The following is a 20,670-nucleotide window of genomic DNA, read 5'->3' on the forward strand; positions in this document are numbered from 1 at the left end:
TCCACAGGGCGGGTTCTCGATCTGGGGACAAGTCGACAACACAAACCGGCACAGTCGACAAATCGCCTCACTCGCCCCAGTTGCATCCACAGCGCACATCGAAACCCCATGTCAGCCCAATTCCTTTGATCAACTCTTTGGAGCGGAGAAGTGCGAGGAATTCCCACTCGAACGAGTGCGTGAACCGGGTTTGGGGACACAATCCACGGGCCCTCCGCCGACTTCAGGAATGATCAATTCCGTAATCCACAGATCCCTCCCACAGCCTGTGGATAACTCACACTCGCCCCCTCCCCCTGTGGACAACAGCCCCGGAGTTGCGCGAGCCCGCGGGCCGCCGGGGCCGGGAAGAAGCGATTCCGGCCCCATTCCGGCGACCCGCGACGAGGCACCCGCGGGCCACGCCGCGCATTCACCGGGCCTTTCCGTAATTCCGGCAATTCGGTCAAAGTGACACGCAACCAATATCAACTGGGGTGCCGGGAGCACGCACCGGTAGCCTGGTGGGGTGATTGACCTTCGCCTGCTCCGTGAGGACCCCGACCGTGTTCGCGCCTCCCAGCGCGCCCGTGGAGAGGACGTCGAACTCGTCGACGCCCTGCTCTCCGCCGATGAGCGGCGCAGGTCGTCCGGCGTCCGCTTCGACGAACTCCGTTCCGAGCAGAAGGCGCTCGGCAAGCTCGTCCCCAAGGCCTCCCCGGACGAGCGCGCCGAGCTGCTGAAGAAGGCCGAGCAGCTCAAGTCCGACGTCAAGGCCGCCGAGGCCGAGCAGCACGAGGCCGAGGAAGAGGCCCGACGCCTGCTGCTCGGGCTGGGCAACCTGATCCACCCGGACGTCCCGGTCGGCGGCGAGGAGGACTTCGTCGTCCTGGAGACGCACGGCACCGTCCGCGACTTCGGCGCCGAGGGCTTCGAGCCCAAGGACCACCTGGAGCTCGGCGAGGCGCTGGGCGCCATCGACGTCGAGCGCGGCGCCAAGGTGTCCGGCTCGCGCTTCTACTACCTGACGGGTGTCGGCGCGCTGCTGGAGCTCGCCCTCGTCAACGCCGCCATCGCCCAGGCCACCGAGGCGGGCTTCACGCCGATGCTGACCCCCGCGCTGGTCCGCCCGCGCGCGATGGAGGGCACCGGCTTCCTCGGCCAGGCCGCGGAGAACGTGTACCACCTGGAGAAGGACGACTTCTATCTCGTCGGCACGTCCGAGGTCCCGCTCGCGGCGTACCACATGGACGAGATCATCGACGGCGACAAGCTGCCGCTGCGGTACGCCGGCTTCTCTCCCTGCTTCCGCCGCGAGGCCGGCACGTACGGCAAGGACACCCGCGGCATCTTCCGTGTCCACCAGTTCGACAAGGTCGAGATGTTCTCGTACGTCCACCCGGACGACGCCGAGAACGAGCACAAGCGGCTCCTCGAGTGGGAGAAGCAGTGGCTGACCGGCCTGGAACTGCCCTTCCAGGTGATCGACGTGGCCAGCGGCGACCTCGGCGCCTCGGCCTCCCGCAAGTACGACTGCGAGGCGTGGATCCCGACCCAGGGCAAGTACCGCGAGCTCACGTCGGCGTCGAACTGCGACGGCTTCCAGGCCCGCCGGCTGTCGGTCCGCATGCGCGACGGCAAGCAGGTCAAGCCGCTCGCGACGCTGAACGGCACGCTGTGCGCCGTGCCGCGCACGATCGTCGCCATCCTGGAGAACCACCAGCTGGCCGACGGTTCGGTGCGGGTGCCGGAGGTGCTGCGGCCCTATCTCGGCGGCCGTGAGGTCCTGGAGCCGGTCGCCAAGTGAGCTTTCCGTACCGCCTGATCGCCACGGATCTCGACGGCACGCTGCTGCGCTCCGACGAGACCGTCTCGCAGCGCACGCGCGACGCGCTCGCCGCCGCCACGGCGGCGGGCGCCGCACACATCGTGGTCACGGGACGGAGCGTCCCGTGGACGCGGCACATCCTCGACGACCTGGGCTACCAGGGTCTCGCGGTCTGCGGGCAGGGCGCGCAGGTGTACCACGCGGGCGAGAACAAGCTGCTCACCTCGGTCACCCTGGACCGCCAGCTGGCCGGTCTCGCCCTCGCCAAGCTGGAGGCGGAGGTCGGTCCGCTGGCGCTGGCGGCGAGCCGCGACGGCCTGGACGGGAAGGTCGTCGTCAGCCCCGACTACCGGGTCCACGAGGGTCCGCTCCCGGTCGTGGTCTTCGACGACCCGGCAGAGCTGTGGGCGGCTCCTCTGAACAAGCTCTACATCCAGCACCCGTCCCTCGACGACGACGAGTTGACCCGCATCGCGCAGTCGACGGTCGGCGGCCTGGTGGACGTGGTGATGGCAGGCGCGGGCATCGTCGAGATCCTCCCCCTGGGTCTGAGCAAGGCCACCGGCCTCTCGCTGGCCGCGCGCCGACTCGGCGTGAAGTCCACGCAGACGATCGCCTTCGGCGACATGCCGAACGACATCCCCATGTTCGGCTGGGCCGCCCACGGCGTCGCGATGGCCAACGCCCACGACGAACTGAAGGCCGTGGCACACGAGATCACGGCGTCGAACCAGCACGACGGGATCGCGCTGGTTCTGGAGGAACTGCTGGGGCGGTAGGGCTCACGTCCCGGGCGGCGGGTGGCCTGCCCATCCGCCGCGGTGCAGCTCCCCGCAGGTCCGGGGCGTGCCCGCCCCGGACGGAGCGCGTGCCGCGGCACGTCCGCCGGGACCCGGGTCACCCCGGGTCCCGGCGGACGCCGTACGCACTGCCGATGTCGTACACACTGCGGAGGATGCGCGGATCGAACGCGCGCGGGGGTCGACCCCGACCACGGCTTAGCAAGCCGGTGCCTTACCACTCGGCCAATCCTCCGGGAGGGCGGCCCGCGCGGATGCGCGCTCGAAGCGGCCGCCCGGGCAGTCTGCCGGCGGCTCCACGGAGTCCGATGATTACTCCGAAGCCTGCCGTGCGCTGCCCTGCCGGGAGCTCGACGGACTCGTACTCTCGGTCATCGCCGCGCCCCTCCCCGGTCTCGGATGTCATGACCCTTCGGCCCGCCGCACATCCGGCGGCGGCATCGACCACTCTGCCCGGTACCGACGGCCCCTGCCACCGAATTTCCGTGCGGGACGGGCTCACGACCTCCGCCACCAGCGCCGGCCCCGAGGACGGCGGCGCCGTGCCCGGGCCCGGCTCCAGAACCAGCCCGCCGGCGGCTCGTCCGAGCGCCAGGGCTGTGGTTCGGGTGCGGAGCCGCGCCACCGGGCCGCGAGCATACGGGCGCGGGCCGACGGCTCGGAGGTCTCGGCGGCGCGCACGAAGTCCTCGTCGAGCACCGCCTCGTCCCAGGCTCCTCCGCGAGCGCCCTCGCCGGAACCGACACCGGCGCCGGAGCCTGCACCGTCACCGTCACCGGCGCCCGACCCGGCGCGCGGGCCCGAACCCGAAGCTCCCGAAGGGCCGTCGCCGACGGCACCCGGCAGCGGACTGCCCGTGCCTCCGCCCGCCCCCGCGCCGCCCGGCGGCCCTTCCCCGTGGCCGCCGCGGGACGGCACGGGCCCACCCGACGCCGGGTCCGGCCCCGGGCGCCGCTCCTCCCGGTCCGGCCCTCGGCGCCGCTCCTCCCGGTCCGGCGCCGGATCCCGACTCGGCATCGAACTCGGATCCGGTTGAAGGTTCGGCTCCTCCGGCATGGCGGCTCCTCCTCTCCCCCAGTGTCCCCACCGCCCTGTCGGGACCGCGTGAGGACGAGGGCGCCCCCGGGGGCGCGTCCTGCCGTGCCTCGTTACTCCTCACCGGCCAGGGTCAGCGTCCTCAGCTTCTGCCCGGCGTATCCCGTCGCCAGCAGAGTGACCCCGACGAGCAGCGCCACCGCGAGCGGCAGTCCCACGTCGGAGGTGATCATCCCTTCGCCGCCGATCCGCTCGGCCAGGGCCAGCGACCACTGCTGCACGCTGAGCGTCCGCGCCCCGGGCACCAGGCTGCCGAAGAGCGTCTCCCACACCAGCGCGTAGACGAGGCCGATCACGACCGCGTGCCGGCTGACCGTGCCGAGCAGCAGGAACAGGGCGGCGTAGGCGATCGACGCGACCAGCGCCGCGACCGTGTAGGCCACCGCGATCTGCTGTCCGTTGCCGTTGAGGATGTATCCCGCGACGAACGTGGGGACCGCGGAGAACGCCATGGTCACGGCGATCGCCACGATCAGCTTGGTGACGATGATCGTCGGCCGCTTCACCGGCTTGGCCAGCAGATAGACGATCGAACCGTCGTCGATCTCGGGCCCGATCGCCCCCGTTCCGGCGATCACGCCGATCAGCGGCACCATCGTGGCGATGGCGAATCCGCCCAGCACGTCGGAGGCGACCTGGTCGTCGACGCCGTTGAACGCCCTTACGGCCACGGCGATGAGCAGCAGCAGCGCGGGGAGCACGAAGAGGATCGCCGCGCGGCGCCTGCCCAGGAGGGCCCGGTAGGTGAGCCGGGCGACTGTCGGGTTGTACATGTCGTTGGCTCCTTTCAGGCCGCTACGAGGTAGGAGAAGACGGATTCGAGGGACTCGTCGGAGGGCGAGACCGTGAGCAGCCGGATGGAGTGCTCACGGGCGACCTTCGGCAGGAGTTCGGTGAAGCGCCCGAAGTCGACCGCCTGGATGCGCAACGCGCCCTCCTGCAGGTCCACTTCGATGCCGGCGGTCGACGGGTCCGCGATCAGCGCGGCGGCGAGCGCCCGGTCGTCGCTGGACCGCACCAGATAGCGGTGCGGCCGGTCCGTCATCAGGCGGCGGATCCTGCGGAAGTCACCGCTCGCCGCGTGGCGTCCCGCGACGATCACCTCGATGTGCGAGGCGAGTTGCTCGACCTCCTCCAGGATGTGGGAGGAGAACAGGACGGTGCGCCCCTCGCCCCCCATCCGCCGGAGCAGGTCCATGAGCTGCATGCGCTGGCGCGGGTCCATTCCGTTGAACGGCTCGTCGAGGAGCAGCACGCTCGGGTCGTGCACCAGGGCGGACGCCATCTTGACCCGCTGGCGCATGCCCTTGCTGTACGTGGCGATCTTGCGGTCCTGGGCCGGCTCCATCTCCACCGTGGCCAGGGCGCGCTGGGCCTCCCTGGCGCCGAGACCGTGCAGTTCGGCGTTGGCGAGGACGAACTCCCGTCCCGTGAGGAAGTCGTACATCGCCTCCCGCTCGGGCACGACGCCGATCTGCCGGTAGACCGACTCGTTCCGCCAGATCGTTTCTCCGTCGAGGGTGACGGTGCCCGTCGACGGGGAGAGGAAGCCGCCCATCATGTTGATGAGCGTGGACTTGCCGGCCCCGTTGGGGCCGAGGAGTCCGGTGACGCCGGGCCCGATGGTCATCGTCACGTCGTTGACGGCCACCACGTTGCCGAACCACCGCGAGGCGTGGTCGATGTGGACAGTGCTCATGGTCAGAGCCCGACCTTTCGGTAGCGGCGCATCAGGACGCCGTACGAACCGGCGATGAGCGCGAGGACGGCCAGCAGATAGACCACTCCCGCGCCCGTGCCGGGCCCCTGCCCGCCCGGGAAGGAGGAGGACGCGCCGAGGAAGGCGGTCTGCACACCGTCGATGAGGGTGACGGGCGAGAAGAGGCCCAGCCACTCCACGGCGCCTTCGGACCCGGTCTCGTAGGCGATGGCCTGGACCGTGGAGACCGCCCCGTAGGTGATGGTCAGGGTGGCGATGACCGCCGCGACGCCGAATCCGCGGCGCGGGGTCAGCGCGGCCATGACGAGACCGAGACCGCCGAAGAGGAGCGAGAGGAGTGCCACGGAGACCAGTCCCTGTGCGAAGCCCTTCGTCTGGTCGGCGAAGTCCATCTTCGCCAGCAGCGAGCCGATCCAGAGGATCAGGAGGGGGGCGGCGGTGAGGACGAAGAGCGCCGAGGCCATCGCGCCCAGCTTGGCGAGGACGTAGTCGACGCGTTCGATGGGCCGCGAGAAGTAGAGCGGCACGGTCTTGAAGCGGAGGTCCCGTGAGACGGACTGCGGGGCCTGCGCCGCGAGGAAGAGGCCGATGACCGCCTGCGTGACGATGGCGTAGCGCGTGTAGTCGAGCGGCAGTTCCTTCATCTTGGTGGTCACGGCCACGGCGACGACGATCGCCGCGGGCACGCACATCACCGCGAAGAGGATCATCGGCAGGACCTTCGACCGGGCGGAGCGGCCGAGTCCGTACGCCCCGCGCAGCGACTGCGCGAAGAGCGAGCGGCGGGCGTAGGCGCGTCCGAGCCGAGCGCCGTCGTAGTTGCGGTACCCGATGTTGTGGATACGGGTCGTCTCGGCGAGCGCCGTTCCCGTGTGGGTCGTCCCATTGCTCATCGCGCCGGCACCTCCATGGGCTGGGCCGCCGCATCGGGGCGGAAGACCTCCGCGATGTGGTGGCGGCGCTGTTCCATCCGTACGAGCCCGAGGCCGAGGGCGGCGACGGTGTCCCGGACGGTGTCGTACGTCTCCTCGCCGATGGCCTCCAGCAGGAGGATGTGGCCCGCACCGGGCAGTCCGTCCTCGACCCGGGCGTGCAGGGTGACTCCGGCCGCGGTCAGCGCCTCGCGCAGTGCCGCGGTCCCGTCGGGGTGGGTGTCGGAGTCGGTGACCTCGACCGCGAGGGTCGTCGTGATCTTGGTGAAGTCGCTGGTCGAGCTGGAGCGCAGCAGCCTGCCGCCGTCGACGACCACGACGTGGTCGCAGGTCCGCTCGAGCTCGCCCAGGAGGTGCGAGGTGACCAGCACCGAGATGCCGAAGTCGGTGTGGACGCGGCGGATCAGGCCGAGCATCTCGTCCCGGCCGACCGGGTCGAGGCCGTTGGTCGGCTCGTCCAGCAGCACCAGCTGCGGGTCGTGGACCAGGGCCTGCGCGAGTTTCACGCGCTGCTTCATGCCGGTCGAGTAGCCGCCGATGGGGCGGTACCGCTCCTCGTAGAGGCCGACATGGCGCAGGGTGTCCGCGGTGCGCTCGCGTGCCGCGGTCGGCGGGAGTCCGGACATGCGCGCCATGTGGACGACGAACTCGGTGGCCGAGACGTCAGGCGGCAGGCAGTCGTGCTCGGGCATGTAGCCGACGCGCTCGCGGATGGCGGCACCGGAGGTGGCGACGTCGAGGCCGAGCACCTCGGCGCGGCCCTCCGTGGCGGGGGACAGACCCAGCAGGATCTTGATCAGTGTGGACTTGCCGGCCCCGTTGGCGCCCACGAGTCCGGTCACACCGGGCCCGATGTCCAGGGAGAGCCGGTCAAGCGCGGTCACCCGGGGGAACCGCTTGCTCAGGCTTTCGGTCACGATCACAGTCACGCTTCGACCGTAGTGGTGCACACCACACCCGGCGTCAGCCCTGGCGGCTGGTTCCGCATCCGACTCCAGGCGTACGGACCCGTAGGGGGCAACGCCGTGGGAGGAGACGACCGCGGTGTGCCGGGGTTGTCCACAGGCTTGCGCAGCACTCTTGACGCAGCCGCCGGACATTGTCACATTCATCAGTGTCAAGTTACGAGCACGTACCGCACACGCACACGGACGCAACGCGTCGGATCCGGACGGGACGGTGGCATGACCTCGGCACTGATGAGCGAACGAACCGCGGAGCTGCGGGGGTTCCGGGAAGTGCAGCGCCTGGCCTACGAGTGCGCCGAGGCGGTCGCGGCCCAGCTGAAGCCGGGGGTGACCGAGCGGGAGGCCGCGCGGATGCAGCGCCGCTGGCTGCACGGGCGCGGCGTGCGGGACTGGTTCCATCTGCCGTTCGCGTGGTTCGGCGACCGGACGGCGTTCGCGGGCTTCCGGATACCGCTGCAGTTCTTCCCGACCGACCGGAGGCTGGAGGCGGGCATGCCCTTCATCCTCGACATGGCCCCGGTCCACAAGGGCTTCACCGCCGACATCGGCTATTCGGGCTGCCTCGGCCCGCACCCCCTGCACGACCGGCTGCTCGCGGACCTCCGGGCACACCGGGAGCTCATCCTGCGCGAGGTCCGCGAGCGCCGCTCCCTGCGCGAGATCTACGAGGACGTGGACCGCCTCATGGTGCGGCAGGGGTACGCCAACCGGCACCGGGCCTATCCGTTCGGCGTGATCGCCCACAAGGTCGACCGGGTGCGGCAGCGGCGCTGGTCGCCGACGCTGTTCGGCTTCGGCACCCAGGCGCTGAAGGGTCTGGCGAGCGACGCTCTGCACGGACACCGGGAGGGCTGGTCGCCCCTGTGGTCGCCCTACCGGTTCTCCGACCATCCGCCGCGGCCGGGGCTGTGGGCCGTGGAGCCCCACCTCGGCTTCCGCGGGACCGGCGCGAAGTTCGAGGAGATCCTGGTGGTGACGGACTCGAAGGACCCGGAGCAGAGCGCCTTCTGGCTGGACGACGACCTGCCGCACGTGCGGCGCTGGGCCGAGGAGGAGGCAGCGTGACCAAGGGGATCGAGGGAGCCCGCGAGCGCCGGGTGCGCACGGGCGGGATCGAGCTGTGCGTGGCGGAGCTCGGGGACGAGCGGCAGCCGACGGTCGTACTGGTCCACGGCTATCCGGACAGCAAGGAAGTGTGGTCCGACGTCGCCTCCCGCCTGGCGGAGCGGTTCCACGTGGTCCTGTACGACGTCCGGGGCCACGGCCGCTCCACGGCGCCGGTGCCGCTGCGCGGGGGCTTCACGCTGGAGAAGCTGACGGACGACTTCCTGGCCGTGGCGGACGCGGTGAGCCCTGACCGGCCGGTGCACCTGGTGGGGCACGACTGGGGTTCGGTGCAGTCCTGGGAGTTCGTCACGGTGCAGCGGACCGAAGGGCGGATCGCCTCGTTCACGTCCATGTCGGGCCCGTCGCTCGACCACTTCGGCCACTGGATCAAGAAGCGCGTGTCCCGGCCGACCCCGCGCGGGGTGGCCCAGTTGCTCGGCCAGGGCGCCAAGTCCTGGTACGTGTACATGCTGCACACGCCGGTGCTGCCCGAGATGGCCTGGCGCGGGCCGCTGGGCCGGCGGTGGCCGAAGATCCTCGAGCGGGTGGAGAAGGTGCCGGGCGGTGGATACCCGACCGCCTCGCTCCCGTCGGACGCTGCACAGGGCGCCTGGCTCTACCGGGACAACGTCCGCTTCCGGCTGCTCCACCCCCGCCCCGACGCCTACGCACACGTGCCGGTGCAGCTGATCACCCCCACCGGTGACGCGTTCCTCTCCGAGCGGCTCTACGACGGTCTCGCCCAGTGGGCCCCGCGCCTCGTTCGCCGTACGCTGCCGGCCAAGCACTGGGTGCCCCGCACCCGTCCCGATCAACTCGCCTCCTGGATCGCCGATTTCGTGACCGCGCACGAGCAGGAAGGCACCTCGGGCACGTCCTGGCCCCCGCCGGCGCCCGGGGCCCCCGGGCTGTACGCGGAGCGGTTCGCCGGGCAGTTGGTGCTGGTGACGGGTGCTGCCAGCGGCATCGGTCGGGCGACGGCGTTCGCCTTCGCCGAGGCCGGCGCGCGCGTGGTCGCGGTGGATCGGGACGGCGAAGGGGCGTCCAGGACGGCCGAGATGGCCCGGCTGATCGGAGCGCCGGAGGCATGGGCCGAGACGGTGGACGTCGGCGACGAGGCGGCCATGGAGAAGCTCGCCGAGAAGGTCGCGGCCGAGTACGGCGTCGTGGACGTGCTGGTGAACAATGCCGGGATCGGCCTCTCCGGCCCGTTCCTTGGCACCACCACCGACGACTGGCGCAAGGTGCTCGACGTCAATCTGTGGGGGGTCGTCCACGGCTGCCGGGTCTTCGGCAGGCAGATGGCCGAGCGCGGCCAGGGCGGCCACATCGTCAACACGGCGTCGGCTGCCGCCTACCAGCCCTCCAAGGCCCTGTCCGCGTACGCGACCTCGAAGGCCGCGGTGCTGATGCTGAGCGAATGCCTGCGCGCGGAACTGGCCGGCAGGGGCATCGGCGTCTCGGCCGTCTGCCCCGGCATCGTGAACACGAACATCACGGCCACGGCGCGCTTCACCGGAGTCTCCGAGGAGGAGGAGAAGCGCCGGCGGAAGAGGACCTCGAAGCTCTATGGGATGCGCAACTACCCGCCCGAGAAGGTGGCCGGGGCGATCCTCCGCGCCGTCCTGGACAACCGGGCGGTGGTGCCGGTGACACCGGAGGCCCGTGGTGCCCGGCTGCTGTCCCGGTTCGCGCCCGGTGCACTGCGGGCGGTGGCCCGGTTGGAGCCTCCGCTGTGAGCGGTCATGATGTGGTCGCGCCGCACCGGCCCCGGGCCGGGCGGCGGCGTCCCGGCCGGGGTGCGCCCGCGAGGGGCGGACCCGGCCGGTGCGGTTCGTCATGGAGCAGTGAGGAGTGGTCGTGTCCGGGGAGCGTGCGGTGGAGTACCGGATCGAGGACCTCGCCCATCACAGCGGTGCGACGGTCCGGACGATCCGCGCCTACCAGGACCGCGGACTGCTGCCCAAACCGGAGCGGCGCGGCCGGTCGAACGTGTACGGGGACTCCCATCTGGCCCGGCTGCGCCAGATCGCCGATCTCCTCGACCGCGGATACACCCTCGCGTCGATCAAGGAGCTCCTGGAGGCGTGGGACGCGGGGCGTGGACTGGGCGGGGTGCTCGGACTCGTCGCCGAGGTCCACGGCCCCTGGACCGACGAGAAGGCCGACCGGATCAGCCGAGCTGAGCTGTACGCGAGCTTCGGCGGGGAGCCGGACGAGGAGGCGATCGCCGAGGCGGTGGAGCTCGGTGTGCTGGAGCGCATCCCGGGCAGGGACGACGAGTTCCTGGTGCCGAGCCCCCAGGAGCTGGCAGTGGCGGCCGAGTTGCACTCCGCAGGGGTGCCGCTGTCGGCAATCTACGGTCACCTCAGGGAACTTCGCGGACAAGTGGAACATATCGCCTCGCGCTTCCTTGAGTTCACCACCGAGCACGTCTTCGCCCGCTACCTGGGCCACCGGCCGCCGTCCGACGCCGACGCGGCAGAAGCGGCGTCGATGGTTCGGCGCCTGCGGCCGCTCGCCCAGCAGACCGTCGACGCCGAACTGGCCCGCGCGATGAAGCTGTTCGCGACGCGCCATCTCCAGTACCACCTCGGTGCGGAGCACCCGCCCGCGGGCGAGGAGGACCCGCGCCGAGTGGCTCTGCCGGCCGACACGATTCGCGCTGTGGAACGGCTCGTTGGGTCTGAGCACACTGCGGCGTTCATCGCCGCCGCAGCCGAAAGGGAGGTGCACACACGGACATTGGACGCCCTGACGGCAAGTCGGCGCGATTATGACGAAGTTGACCAAAGGAGCTGACGGGACCGGGCAGTTGTCCACAGGAGCGTCAATTCTCTTGTGGATAACTTGAGTTGGCTGTGGACCAAACATTTCGGCGGCTGTCGTCCGGATGAAAATCGCGTGGCGACGCGTCGGCCTCCGGCGGCACCCTGAGGACATGGACGAACAACGCACCGTGAAGGTGTCGAAGTACCTGGCAAAACACCTGCGGCACCAGCCGGAGCGCATCGGGATCACTCTGGACGCGAACGGCTGGGTCGCGGTCGACGAACTGCTGCGCGCCACGGCCGCGAACGGCTTCCCGATCACCCGGGACGAGCTCGACCACGTGGTGGCCGCGAACGACAAGCGGCGCTTCATGATCGACGGCGCTCGGATCAGGGCGAACCAGGGCCACACCGTGGAGGTGGACCTGGGGCTGCCGGTCGCCGAGCCGCCCGCGCACCTCTACCACGGCACGGTCGCCCGCAGCCTGGACGCGATCCGTACCGAAGGGCTGCGCCCGATGGCCCGCCACCATGTGCACCTCTCCCCGGACCCTGAGACGGCGACCCGGGTCGGCGCCCGCAGGGGACGCCCCGTCGTCCTTTCCGTGGAGGCGGGAGCGATGCACCGCGCCGGCCACGTCTTCCACCTCAGCGCCAACGGCGTCTGGCTCACGGACGGCGTCCCGCCGCGGTTCCTGCGGTTTCCGGGCTGAGGACCCGGCCGCCGCCCGGCCGCCGCCCGGAAAAGGGGGCACGCCGGGCACCCGTACGCTGGAGGGCATGACCTCTTCCCTGCGCCTGAGCACCGTGATCCTCCCCGTGCACCGCTGGAACGAGGGGGGCCGGGCGCTGTGGCAGCGCGCCGAGGAGCTCGGTTTCCACGCCGCGTACACCTATGACCACCTGGCGTGGCGCTCCTTCCGCGACGGCCCCTGGTTCGGGGCCGTGCCCACGCTGACCGCCGCCGCGGCCGCGACCGACAGGCTGCGCCTGGGCACCCTCGTGACCTCGCCGAACTTCCGGCACCCGGTCACCCTGGCCAAGGAACTGATCACTCTCGACGACATCTCCGACGGCCGCGTGACGCTGGGCATCGGAGCCGGAGGCAACGGCTTCGACGCGACCACCCTGCTGAAGGGCGACGAAGAGCCCTGGACGCCCCGGGAGCGTGCGGACCGCTTCGGCGAGTTCGTGCCCCTGCTCGACAGGCTGCTGCGCGAGCCCGCCGGCACGACCCACGAGGGCCGCTTCTACTCGGCCCACGAGGCACGCAACGTGCCCGGCTGCGTACAGCGGCCCCGTCTGCCGTTCGCCGTCGCCGCCACCGGCCCCCGCGGACTGAGGCTCGCCGCACAGTACGGGCAGGCATGGGTGACGACGGGTGATCCCAAGCTCTTCGAGACGGGGACCCCCGAGCAGTCCGTCGACGCCGTGGCCGGCCAGCTCAGCAAGCTCGGCAAGGCCTGCGCCGAGGCCGGCCGAGACGCCTCCGAACTGGACCGGATCCTGCTGACCGGCTTCACCCCGGACTTCAACCCGGCCCTCCCGGCGCCCCGGCGAGGCCGTCCGCTGGACTCCCTGGAGGCGTTCGTGGACTTCGCCGGCCGGTACGCGGAGCTCGGCTTCACCGAGATCGTCGTCCACTGGCCCATCGACGACACCGTCTTCGCCGCCGACCGGGCCGTTTTCGAGAGCATCGCCACCGAGGCCGTCTCCCGGCTGCGCTGACCCCGGCGGAGGCGCCGGGGCCCCCGACTACGGGGAGCCAGCGGTCGAACACTCAGATGTGCGCCCCCCTGCACGGCCGTGCAGGGGGTACGGGAGAATGCGTGGGTGACCTCAGCTACCGATCCTCTGCCGCTTCCCCCGACCGTCCGGCTGATCGCCACCGATCTCGACGGCACGCTGCTGCGCGACGACAAGTCCGTCTCGGAGCGCACCATCGCCGCACTCGCCGCGGCGGAGGAGGCGGGGATCGAGGTCTTCTTCGTCACCGGCCGTCCGGCGCGCTGGATGGACGTCGTCAGCGACCACGTGCACGGCCACGGACTGGCGATCTGCGCCAACGGCGCCGCGGTGGTCGATCTGCACGCCGGAGGGAAGCTGCTCGAGGTCCGTCCGCTGGACCGCAGGACCGCGCTCGATGTCGTGCAGCGGTTGCGCGACGCGGCACCGGGCACCTCGTTCGCGGTCGAGACCGCCACGGGGATCCACTACGAACCCGGCTACCCGCCTTTCCACCTCGACCCCGGCGCCACCGTCGCCATCGCCGAGAAGCTGCTGTACGAGGAGGAGCCGGGGTCCGCGGCCCCGGTGCTCAAGCTGCTCGCCCAGCACGGCGAGCTGACACCCGACGGCTTCCTCACCCTGGCCCGCACGGCCGCCGCGGATCTCGCCACGATCACCCGTTCCAGCCCGACCTCGCTGCTGGAGGTGAGCGGCCTCGGGGTCTCCAAGGCCTCGACGCTCGCCCTGTGCTGCGCGGAGCGCGGCATTTCCACCGACGAGGTCGTGGCCTTCGGCGACATGCCGAACGACGTGGAGATGCTGACCTGGGCGGGCACGTCGTTCGCCATGGGCAACGCCCACCCCGACGTGATCGCCGCCGCCTCCGGCCGGACCGTGGCGAACAACGACGACGGTGTCGCGGTCGTCATCGAGCGGATTCTGGCCGCGCGCGGAGCCCGGCGGGGGGCGTAGCGCGCTGCACACCGGGTCCCGTGCCTACGGCCGCCCGGAGGCCGCGGGTCAGAGCCAGACCCCGCGGTTCCGCAGCCATGTCACCGGGTCCACCGCCGATCCGAAGTCCGGAGTGAGCCGCACCTCGAAGTGGAGATGGGGGCCCGTCGAGTTGCCCGTGGTCCCGGCCTGGCCGAGCCACTGGCCGGTGCGGACCCGGTCGCCCTGGTCCACCGTGACGGAGGCGAGGTGGGCGTACTGCGAGTACCAGCCGTCGTTGTGCTGGACGACGATCTGCATGCCGAAACCGCCTCCGCAGGAGACGGACACCACCCGGCCGGCGCCGATCGAGCGCACGGGGCTGCCGATCCCGACGGCGAAGTCCTGCCCGGTGTGACGGTTCGCCCAGCGTGTACCGGCACTGTCGAAGCCGGCCGAGAGGGTGTAGCGCTGGACGGGCGTCACCCAGGCCGATCCCTCGGGGAACTCCGTCTGCGGCAGCGGGACCGAGCCGGAGCACTGCCCGGAGGCCGCGCTGCGGTCCGCCTGTGCCTGCAGCGACCATCGTGCCGCGTCGAGCTTGGTCTCGATGCCGCGCTTGATCCGTGCCAGCTCCGCCGTGCGGGCGTCCAGGCGGTACCAGGCCTCACGGGCCTTCTTCTCCGCCACCGACGTCAGGTGCTCGGCCTCCTTGGCCTCCTCCAGCAGCAGGTTCACCGTCATCGTGGCCTTGGCGTACATCCGCTGTCCGCGCAACAGCTCGTCGGGGTCGGAGGCGAACATCAGCTCGAGCGTGGGCGCCAGGTTCCCGCCGCTGCGGTACTGGGCCCTGGCCACCGCGCCGAGCTTGTCGTGCATCTTCCGCATCTCGCGCCGTCTGTCGGCCAGCTGCCACTGGAGCTGGTCCAGCCGGGCGCGCTCGGCGACGGACGCCTGCAGTCCCCGCTCGTACGTGGCGGTGGCCTTGGACACCTCCTCGAGCAGCTGGGCGACCTGCACGCTCACGTTGGGGCCGTCATTGGCGGACGCGGCGGGCGCGGGCAGCAGCGGGAAGGCGACCAGCAGCGCGCACAGCAATGGCCTGAACAGCCGCCGGTGGCAGTCGCGTTGTCGGTGTCCCATGCTCGGATCGTCACATCAGGCCTGACGGTCTGCCACATTTAGTCTGGTTCGTACGGCCATCCGGCCCAGCCCGCCACGGACTCTCGGCGTCCTCTTCCGGTGCGCTGGTGACGGTGTGTCGGGTCCGGCCGGAGGAGGCGGTGGAAACGCACCTGACGGGGGATCGGCCGCGGAATCACCGCTCCGGCGACTCGGCCCCCGTCGTGTCCGCCGGCGGAGTGCCCGGCGCCTGGAGCGGGGCCTCCCAGATGACCGTCGTCCCGCCGCCGCCTTCCGCGAGCCCCGGTCCGCAGCGGCTCGACCCGCCGAGCGACTCCGCACGCCGACGCAGATTGCGCAGCCCGCTCCGGCGCCCGCCCGCCGGGATTCCGATCCCGTCGTCGGCGACCGTCAGCCGCACCCCGTCCGTCCCGGCGGCCGTGGCGCCCGCACCGCCCAGACGTACGGTCGCGTCGACGACCACCTCGATACGTGAGGCGTCGGCGTGCCGGAAGGCGTTCGAGAGCGCTTCACGCAGTGCGGCGATGAGGTTCTTCCCGATGAGTTCCCCGACCACCGAGTCGACCGGGCCGACGAAGCGGTGCGAGGGCTTGAATCCCAGCGGCACGGCCGCCATGTTGATCTCCCTCAGCACCCGGGTCCGCAGCCCCGACGGCGCCTCGGCCGGCCCCTGCTGGAGCGCGAAGATCGCGGTCCGGATCTCCTGGATCGTCACGTCCAGTTCGTCGACCGCCTTGTTCACGCCCTCCTGCACGGCGGGCGCGGCGGACTTCCGCGAGGCGCTCTCCAGCATCATCCCCGTGGCGAACAGCCGCTGGATCACCAGATCGTGGAGGTCGCGCGCGATGCGGTCCCGGTCCTCGTACACGGCGAGCCGCTCGCGGTCCCGTTGGGCCTCGGCCATCATCAGCGCGAGCGCGGCCTGCGAGGCGAACTGGGTGCCGAGGGTGCGCTCGGCCTCGGTGAACTGCCGCGCCCCGCGGGCGCGCGGGGTCACCAGTGCACCGAGGACCCGTCCGCCGCTCTGCAGGGGCAGCAGCATGCACGGCCCGTACCGACTCGCCAGATCCGTGACCATGCGCGGGTCGGTGGAGGCGTCGGCCGCGAACACCGCCTCACCGGCGAGCAGCGAGGCGACGACCGGACTCTCCGCCGGGGCGACCGCCCCCAGCGGCACGGTCGGCTCCGTCGCGGCCACCGCCACCACCTCCAGGCCGCCGCCGTCGGTCGGCAGCAGCACGATCCCGGCGGTCGAGTCGGCTAGCCGTCGGGCCTGCTCGGCCACGACGGTCAGCGCGTCCTCGGCGTCACCGCCGGACAGCAGCGCCGTCGTGACGGCGACCGAACCGTCGATCCAGCGCTCCCGCTGCCGTGCCGCCTCGTACAGTCTCGCGTTGCCGATCGCGATGCCCGCCTCGGTCGCCAGGACGCGGACCATGTGCAGGTCGTCGTCGGTGAATTCGGCCCCGTCGCGCTTCTCCGCCAGATACAGATTGCCGAAGATCTCGCCGTGGACCCTGATCGGGACGCCCAGGAACGAGCGCATCGGCGGATGGCCCGGGGGAAAGCCGCAGGAGCGCGGGTCCTCCGTCAGATCGGCGAGCCGCATCACGACCGGGTCGTGGATCAGTGCGCCGAGCAGGCCCTGGTGCCCGTCGGGGAGCCGCCCGATCCGCTGGGCCACCTCGTCGCCGACGCCGCAGGTCAGGAAGTCCGACAGGCCCTGGCCCACGCCGTCGACGACCCCGATGGCCGCGTAGCGGGCGTCGGCGAGCTGCGCGGCCGTCTCGCAGATCCGGTCGAGCGTGGAGTGCAGCTCCAGGCCGGTGCCGACGGCGCGCATCGCCTCCAGCAGCTGCGGCACCCGGGCGGTGAGTTCGGTGGACAGTCCCCGCAGTCCACGGGCCGCCCTGGTCGCGGCGTCCAGATGACCCTCCGGATCCGCCGGATCCGCGGACTCCGTCGGCTCCACGGCGTCTCCCGGTTCCACCGAGTCCGGGTGTTCAGGCACTGCCATGCCCCCGAGATTAGTTAGTCCTATTTGTCATGGAAAGTCGGCTCCCAGAACCACTGCCGAGGAGATCACCGGCATGTTCGCGCTCGAGCATGCGGCGCAGCGGACCGTCCATGGCCGCGAGCTCCGCATAGGGCCCGCGCTGCACGGTGCGGCCCTCGTCCAGCACCACCACCTCGTCGACCGCGTCGAGGCCCCGGAGCCGATGGGTGATCAGCACCGTCGTACGGCCCTCGGTCGCGGCCAGCAGGTCCGCGGTCAGGGCGTCCGCCGTGGCGAGATCCAGGTGCTCGGCCGGCTCGTCGAGCAGGAGCACGGGGAAGTCGGCGAGCAGCGCGCGGGCCAGGGCCAGCCGCTGGCGCTGCCCGCCGGAGAGCTGGGCCCCGTGCTCGCCGACGAGGGTGTCGAGCCCGTCCGGAAGACCGTCGGTCCAGTCCAGCAGCCGGGCGGCGGCGAGCGCCGCGCGCAGTTCCTCCTCGGAGGCACCGGTCCGGGCGAGTCTCAGGTTCTCGCGGATCGAACTGTCGAAGAGATGGGCGTCCTGGGCGCAGAGCCCGACGCAGCGGCGGACGGTGTCCCCGTCGAGCGCGGTCGCGTCCGTCCCGCCGACCGTGTAGGTCCCGGACCGTACGTCCAGGAAGCGCAGCAGCGCCTGCGCGAGAGTGGTCTTGCCGGAGCCGGAGGCACCGACGACGGCGACCCTCCTGCCGGCCGTGAGCGTCAGATCGAAGCCGGACAGCGCGTCCTGCCGTGCTCCAAAGTGGCGGACGCTGAGCCCGCGCACCTCCAGGGGAAACGCGGATGCGGGCGCGGGGGCCGGCTCCACGGGCTCGCTCACCGGCACCGGGGCGTCCAGCACCTCGAAGACCCGCTGGGCGCTGCGCTTCACCCGCTGCCGGTACTGCACCGCCAGCGGAAGCCCCACGACGGCTTCGAACGCGGCGAGCGGTGTGAGTACGACGACGGCGAGTTCGACCCCTTCGACCCGGCCGGAGTGCACTGCCATGACACCCGCGTACGCCACGAAGACGACGGTGAGACCGCAGGCCACGGCCGACAGTCCGCCGCCCAGCGCGGTGGCGGCCGCAGCACGCGAGGCGATCCGGGTCAGCGCGCGGTCGGCCTCCCGTACCGCGGCCGTCCGGCGGGCCAGTGCCCCGGTGACGGTCAGCTCGCCGGTGCCCCTCAGCAGATCGACGACCTGCGCGGCGAGCGCACCGCGGGCGGGGGCGAGCCGCCGCTCCGCCCGCCGTGCGACCGCTCCGCTCAGCAGCGGTACGGCCACCCCGGCCGCGAGCAGGCCCACGGCCAGCACGGCACCGGCCTCGGGCAGCAGCCACGCGGTGAAGCCGACGGACGCGGCGCCGACGACGAGTGCCGCGCCCGCCGGCAGCGTCCAGCGCAGCCAGTAGTCCTGAAGGGCGTCCACATCCGCGACGAGCCGGGAGAGCAGATCCCCCCTGCGAGTGCGGCGCAGCCCGGCGGGCGCGATCCGCTCCAGTCGGCGGTACACGCCGACCCGGAGGTCGGCCAGCATCCTCAGCACGGCATCGTGCGAGACGAGCCGCTCGGCGTACCGGAACACCGCCCGCCCGATCCCGAACGCCCGGGTCGCCGTGACGGCCACCATCAGATAGAGCACGGGCGGCTGTTCGGACGCCCTCGAGATCAGCCATCCGGACACCGCCATGAGGCCGACCGCGGATCCCAGCGCCAGGCTGCCGAGCACCAGCGCCAGCACCAGCCGTCCGCGCAGCGCCCCGGCCATGCCGCGCACCCGTGCAAGCACCCGGCCGTGGTCCTGCCCGGACGCACCCTGGACGGTCCCGGGCACGAGGTCCGAGTCGGAGCGCGCCGGCTGTTCCACGGGCTCTGCGGCCGCGTAGGCATCCGCCGTCGAGAGCATGCCGTCGGCCGAGGGCGACGGACGGGGAACTCCGGACGGAACGAGGCGTCCCCCGGGTTCCTCGCCGGCCGGAACGCGCTGGGCGGGGCGCAGTTCGACCACCCGGTCGGCCACTGACAGCAGCGCGGGCCGGTGGACGACGAGCAGCACCGTACGGCCGCGTGCCAGCCTCCGTACCGCGTCCACGACGCCCGCCTCGGTCTCCCCGTCCAGCGCGGCGGTGGGTTCGTCGAGCAGCAGCAGCGGCCGGTCGGCGAGAAAGGCCCGGGCGAGCGCGATCCGCTGGCGCTGGCCCGCGGACAGCCCCGCGCCGTCCTCGCCGAGGACCGTTTCCACGCCCTGCGGCAGCGCTGCCACGAAGTCCTGTGCGTCCGCCTCCCGGAGAGCCGCCAGGACCTCCGCGTCGTCCGCCCCGTGCCGCGCGATCCGTACGTTCTCCGCGATGGTCCCCGCGAAGAGGTACGGCCGCTGCGGCACCCAGGCGATGTGCCGATGCCAGTCGGCCCGGTCCAGCGAGGTCAGGTCCACCGGTTTCCGGCCCGGGGCACCCACCCGGACGGTGCCCTCGTCCGGTGCCACGAAGCCCAGCACCGCATCGAGCAGCGTCGACTTGCCGACCCCGCTCGGGCCGACCAGCGCGACGGTCTCGCCGGCCTCCACCGTCAGTGACGCGGCCTCCAGCGAGGGAACCCCACGGCCCTCGTGCCGCACCGTCACGGAGTCCAGCTCCAGCCGTACTCCTCGGGCAGCGGGCACCGACGCCGTTCCACCGGCCCGGACGGGGGTCTCCAGCACCCGGAAGATCTCCTCCGCCGCCGACAGCCCCTCCGCCGCGGCGTGGTACTGCGCCCCGACCTGCCTCAGCGGCAGATATGCCTCGGGGGCGAGGATCAGCACGACGAGTCCGGTGTAGAGATCCAGATCCCCGTGGACGAGCCGCATGCCGATGCCGACCGCCACCAACGCAACGGAGAGCGTCGACAGCAGTTCCAGGGCGAACGAGGACAGGAAGGCGATCCTCAGGGTCTTCACCGTCGCCCGCCGGTACTCCGAGGTGATCTTCCGGATCGCCTCGGCCTGGGCCTTCGCCCGTCCGAACACCTTCAGCGTCGGCAGCCCCGCGACCACATCGAGGAAGTGCCCGGACAGCCGCGACAGCAGCGTCCACTGACGGTTCATCCGGGCCTCCGTGGCCCAGCCGATCAGCACCATGAAGATCGGGATCAGCGGCAGAGTGACCACGATGACCGCCGCCGAGACCCAGTCCTCGGTGACGATCCGGGCCAGCACCGCGACCGGGACGACCACCGCCAGCCCCAACTGCGGCAGATAGCGCGCGAAGTAGTCGTCGAGCGCGTCCACTCCCCGGGTGGCGAGGGCGGCCAGGGAACCGCTGCGCTGTCCGCTCAGCCACCCCGGTCCCAGCTGCGCGGCCCGCTCCAGCAACCGCAGCCGCAGCTCGGACTTGACCGCCGCGCTCGCCCGGTGGGCCGCGAGCTCGGTCAGCCAGGCCACCAGTCCGCGACCGGCGGCGACGGCGGCCAGCAGCACCAGCGGGGTCCACAGCTCGCCGGCGTCCAGCCCGCGCTGGAAGGCGCCGACCACCACTTCGGCGATGAGCATCGCCTGGGCGACGACCAGCGCCGCCCCGGCAAGGCCGAGTGCCACCACGGCCGCCATGAAGAGGCGGGTGGCGCGGGCGTACCGGAGCAGTCGCGGGTCGACGGGTTTCACGTGAAACATCCCTTG

The 20,670-nt window shown here is 71.8% G+C and carries 16 protein-coding genes and 1 tRNA gene; 8 read left to right on the forward strand and 9 right to left on the reverse strand.

Annotated elements, in window-relative coordinates; genetic code table 11:
* The first annotated feature begins 508 nt into the window (after positions 1 to 508).
* Positions 509 to 1,786, forward strand: a complete 1,278-nt coding sequence (serS, locus tag BLT82_RS16635) for a serine--tRNA ligase (protein ID WP_093655503.1) — start codon at positions 509 to 511, stop codon at positions 1,784 to 1,786.
* Positions 1,783 to 2,586 (forward strand): HAD family hydrolase, encoded by an 804-nt coding sequence (locus BLT82_RS16640; protein WP_093655505.1) that lies wholly within the window; start codon positions 1,783 to 1,785, stop codon positions 2,584 to 2,586. The genes serS and BLT82_RS16640 overlap by 4 nt, the downstream gene beginning before the upstream one ends.
* A gap of 170 nt (positions 2,587 to 2,756) precedes the next feature.
* Here BLT82_RS16640 and BLT82_RS16645 read toward each other — a convergent pair.
* The 6 genes from BLT82_RS16645 to BLT82_RS16670 all read right to left on the reverse strand — a co-directional run bounded on the left by BLT82_RS16645 (position 2,757) and on the right by BLT82_RS16670 (position 7,277).
* Positions 2,757 to 2,842: transfer RNA gene (locus tag BLT82_RS16645), tRNA-Ser, on the reverse strand.
* A 263-nt stretch (positions 2,843 to 3,105) separates the two neighbouring features.
* Positions 3,106 to 3,663, reverse strand: coding sequence for an SGM_3592 family protein (locus BLT82_RS38960; RefSeq protein WP_455431875.1), 558 nt, complete (start codon positions 3,661 to 3,663; stop codon positions 3,106 to 3,108).
* A 92-nt stretch (positions 3,664 to 3,755) separates the two neighbouring features.
* The gene (locus tag BLT82_RS16655) at positions 3,756 to 4,475 is read right to left on the reverse strand and encodes an ABC transporter permease (RefSeq protein ID WP_093655507.1); all 720 of its coding nucleotides are present in this window, start codon (positions 4,473 to 4,475) and stop codon (positions 3,756 to 3,758) included.
* Positions 4,476 to 4,489: 14 nt separating this feature from the next.
* Positions 4,490 to 5,401, reverse strand: coding sequence for an ABC transporter ATP-binding protein (locus BLT82_RS16660; RefSeq protein WP_093655509.1), 912 nt, complete (start codon positions 5,399 to 5,401; stop codon positions 4,490 to 4,492).
* A gap of 2 nt (positions 5,402 to 5,403) precedes the next feature.
* Positions 5,404 to 6,315, reverse strand: a complete 912-nt coding sequence (locus BLT82_RS16665; protein WP_093655511.1) for a hypothetical protein — start codon at positions 6,313 to 6,315, stop codon at positions 5,404 to 5,406.
* A complete protein-coding gene (locus tag BLT82_RS16670) occupies positions 6,312 to 7,277 on the reverse strand; it encodes an ABC transporter ATP-binding protein (protein WP_093655513.1) in 966 nt (321 codons plus the stop codon). Before BLT82_RS16670 ends, BLT82_RS16665 begins: the two co-directional genes overlap by 4 nt.
* 261 nt (positions 7,278 to 7,538) lie before the next feature.
* Between BLT82_RS16670 and BLT82_RS16675 the strand changes: the two genes are divergently transcribed.
* From BLT82_RS16675 to BLT82_RS16700, 6 genes are all read left to right on the forward strand, one after another.
* The gene (locus BLT82_RS16675; RefSeq protein WP_093655515.1) at positions 7,539 to 8,387 is read left to right on the forward strand and encodes a M24 family metallopeptidase; all 849 of its coding nucleotides are present in this window, start codon (positions 7,539 to 7,541) and stop codon (positions 8,385 to 8,387) included.
* Complete coding sequence (locus tag BLT82_RS16680; RefSeq protein ID WP_208867926.1) at positions 8,384 to 10,168, forward strand: SDR family oxidoreductase; 1,785 nt, start codon at positions 8,384 to 8,386, stop codon at positions 10,166 to 10,168. The genes BLT82_RS16675 and BLT82_RS16680 overlap by 4 nt, the downstream gene beginning before the upstream one ends.
* A 121-nt stretch (positions 10,169 to 10,289) precedes the next feature.
* Positions 10,290 to 11,231: a MerR family transcriptional regulator gene (locus BLT82_RS16685; RefSeq protein ID WP_093655517.1), complete on the forward strand. Its 942-nt coding sequence runs from the start codon at positions 10,290 to 10,292 to the stop codon at positions 11,229 to 11,231.
* A 139-nt stretch (positions 11,232 to 11,370) separates the two neighbouring features.
* Positions 11,371 to 11,913 (forward strand): RNA 2'-phosphotransferase, encoded by a 543-nt coding sequence (locus BLT82_RS16690; protein WP_093655519.1) that lies wholly within the window; start codon positions 11,371 to 11,373, stop codon positions 11,911 to 11,913.
* A gap of 67 nt (positions 11,914 to 11,980) precedes the next feature.
* Positions 11,981 to 12,928: an LLM class flavin-dependent oxidoreductase gene (locus BLT82_RS16695; RefSeq protein ID WP_093655521.1), complete on the forward strand. Its 948-nt coding sequence runs from the start codon at positions 11,981 to 11,983 to the stop codon at positions 12,926 to 12,928.
* A gap of 105 nt (positions 12,929 to 13,033) precedes the next feature.
* Positions 13,034 to 13,900 carry an HAD family hydrolase gene (locus BLT82_RS16700; RefSeq protein ID WP_093655523.1) on the forward strand — a complete coding sequence of 289 codons (867 nt, stop codon included), beginning with the start codon at positions 13,034 to 13,036 and terminating at the stop codon, positions 13,898 to 13,900.
* 48 nt (positions 13,901 to 13,948) lie between these two features.
* Here BLT82_RS16700 and BLT82_RS38560 read toward each other — a convergent pair whose 3' ends face one another.
* From BLT82_RS38560 to cydD, 3 genes are all read right to left on the reverse strand, one after another.
* Complete coding sequence (locus BLT82_RS38560; RefSeq protein WP_093655525.1) at positions 13,949 to 15,001, reverse strand: M23 family metallopeptidase; 1,053 nt, start codon at positions 14,999 to 15,001, stop codon at positions 13,949 to 13,951.
* A gap of 175 nt (positions 15,002 to 15,176) precedes the next feature.
* Complete coding sequence (locus BLT82_RS16710; protein WP_093655527.1) at positions 15,177 to 17,018, reverse strand: sensor histidine kinase; 1,842 nt, start codon at positions 17,016 to 17,018, stop codon at positions 15,177 to 15,179.
* Positions 17,019 to 17,028: 10 nt separating this feature from the next.
* Positions 17,029 to 20,655 (reverse strand): thiol reductant ABC exporter subunit CydD, encoded by a 3,627-nt coding sequence (cydD, locus tag BLT82_RS16715; RefSeq protein ID WP_093655529.1) that lies wholly within the window; start codon positions 20,653 to 20,655, stop codon positions 17,029 to 17,031.
* Positions 20,656 to 20,670 lie beyond the last annotated feature (15 nt).

It is taken from the genome of Streptomyces wuyuanensis (assembly GCF_900103455.1).
GTDB lineage: Bacteria > Actinomycetota > Actinomycetes > Streptomycetales > Streptomycetaceae > Streptomyces > Streptomyces wuyuanensis.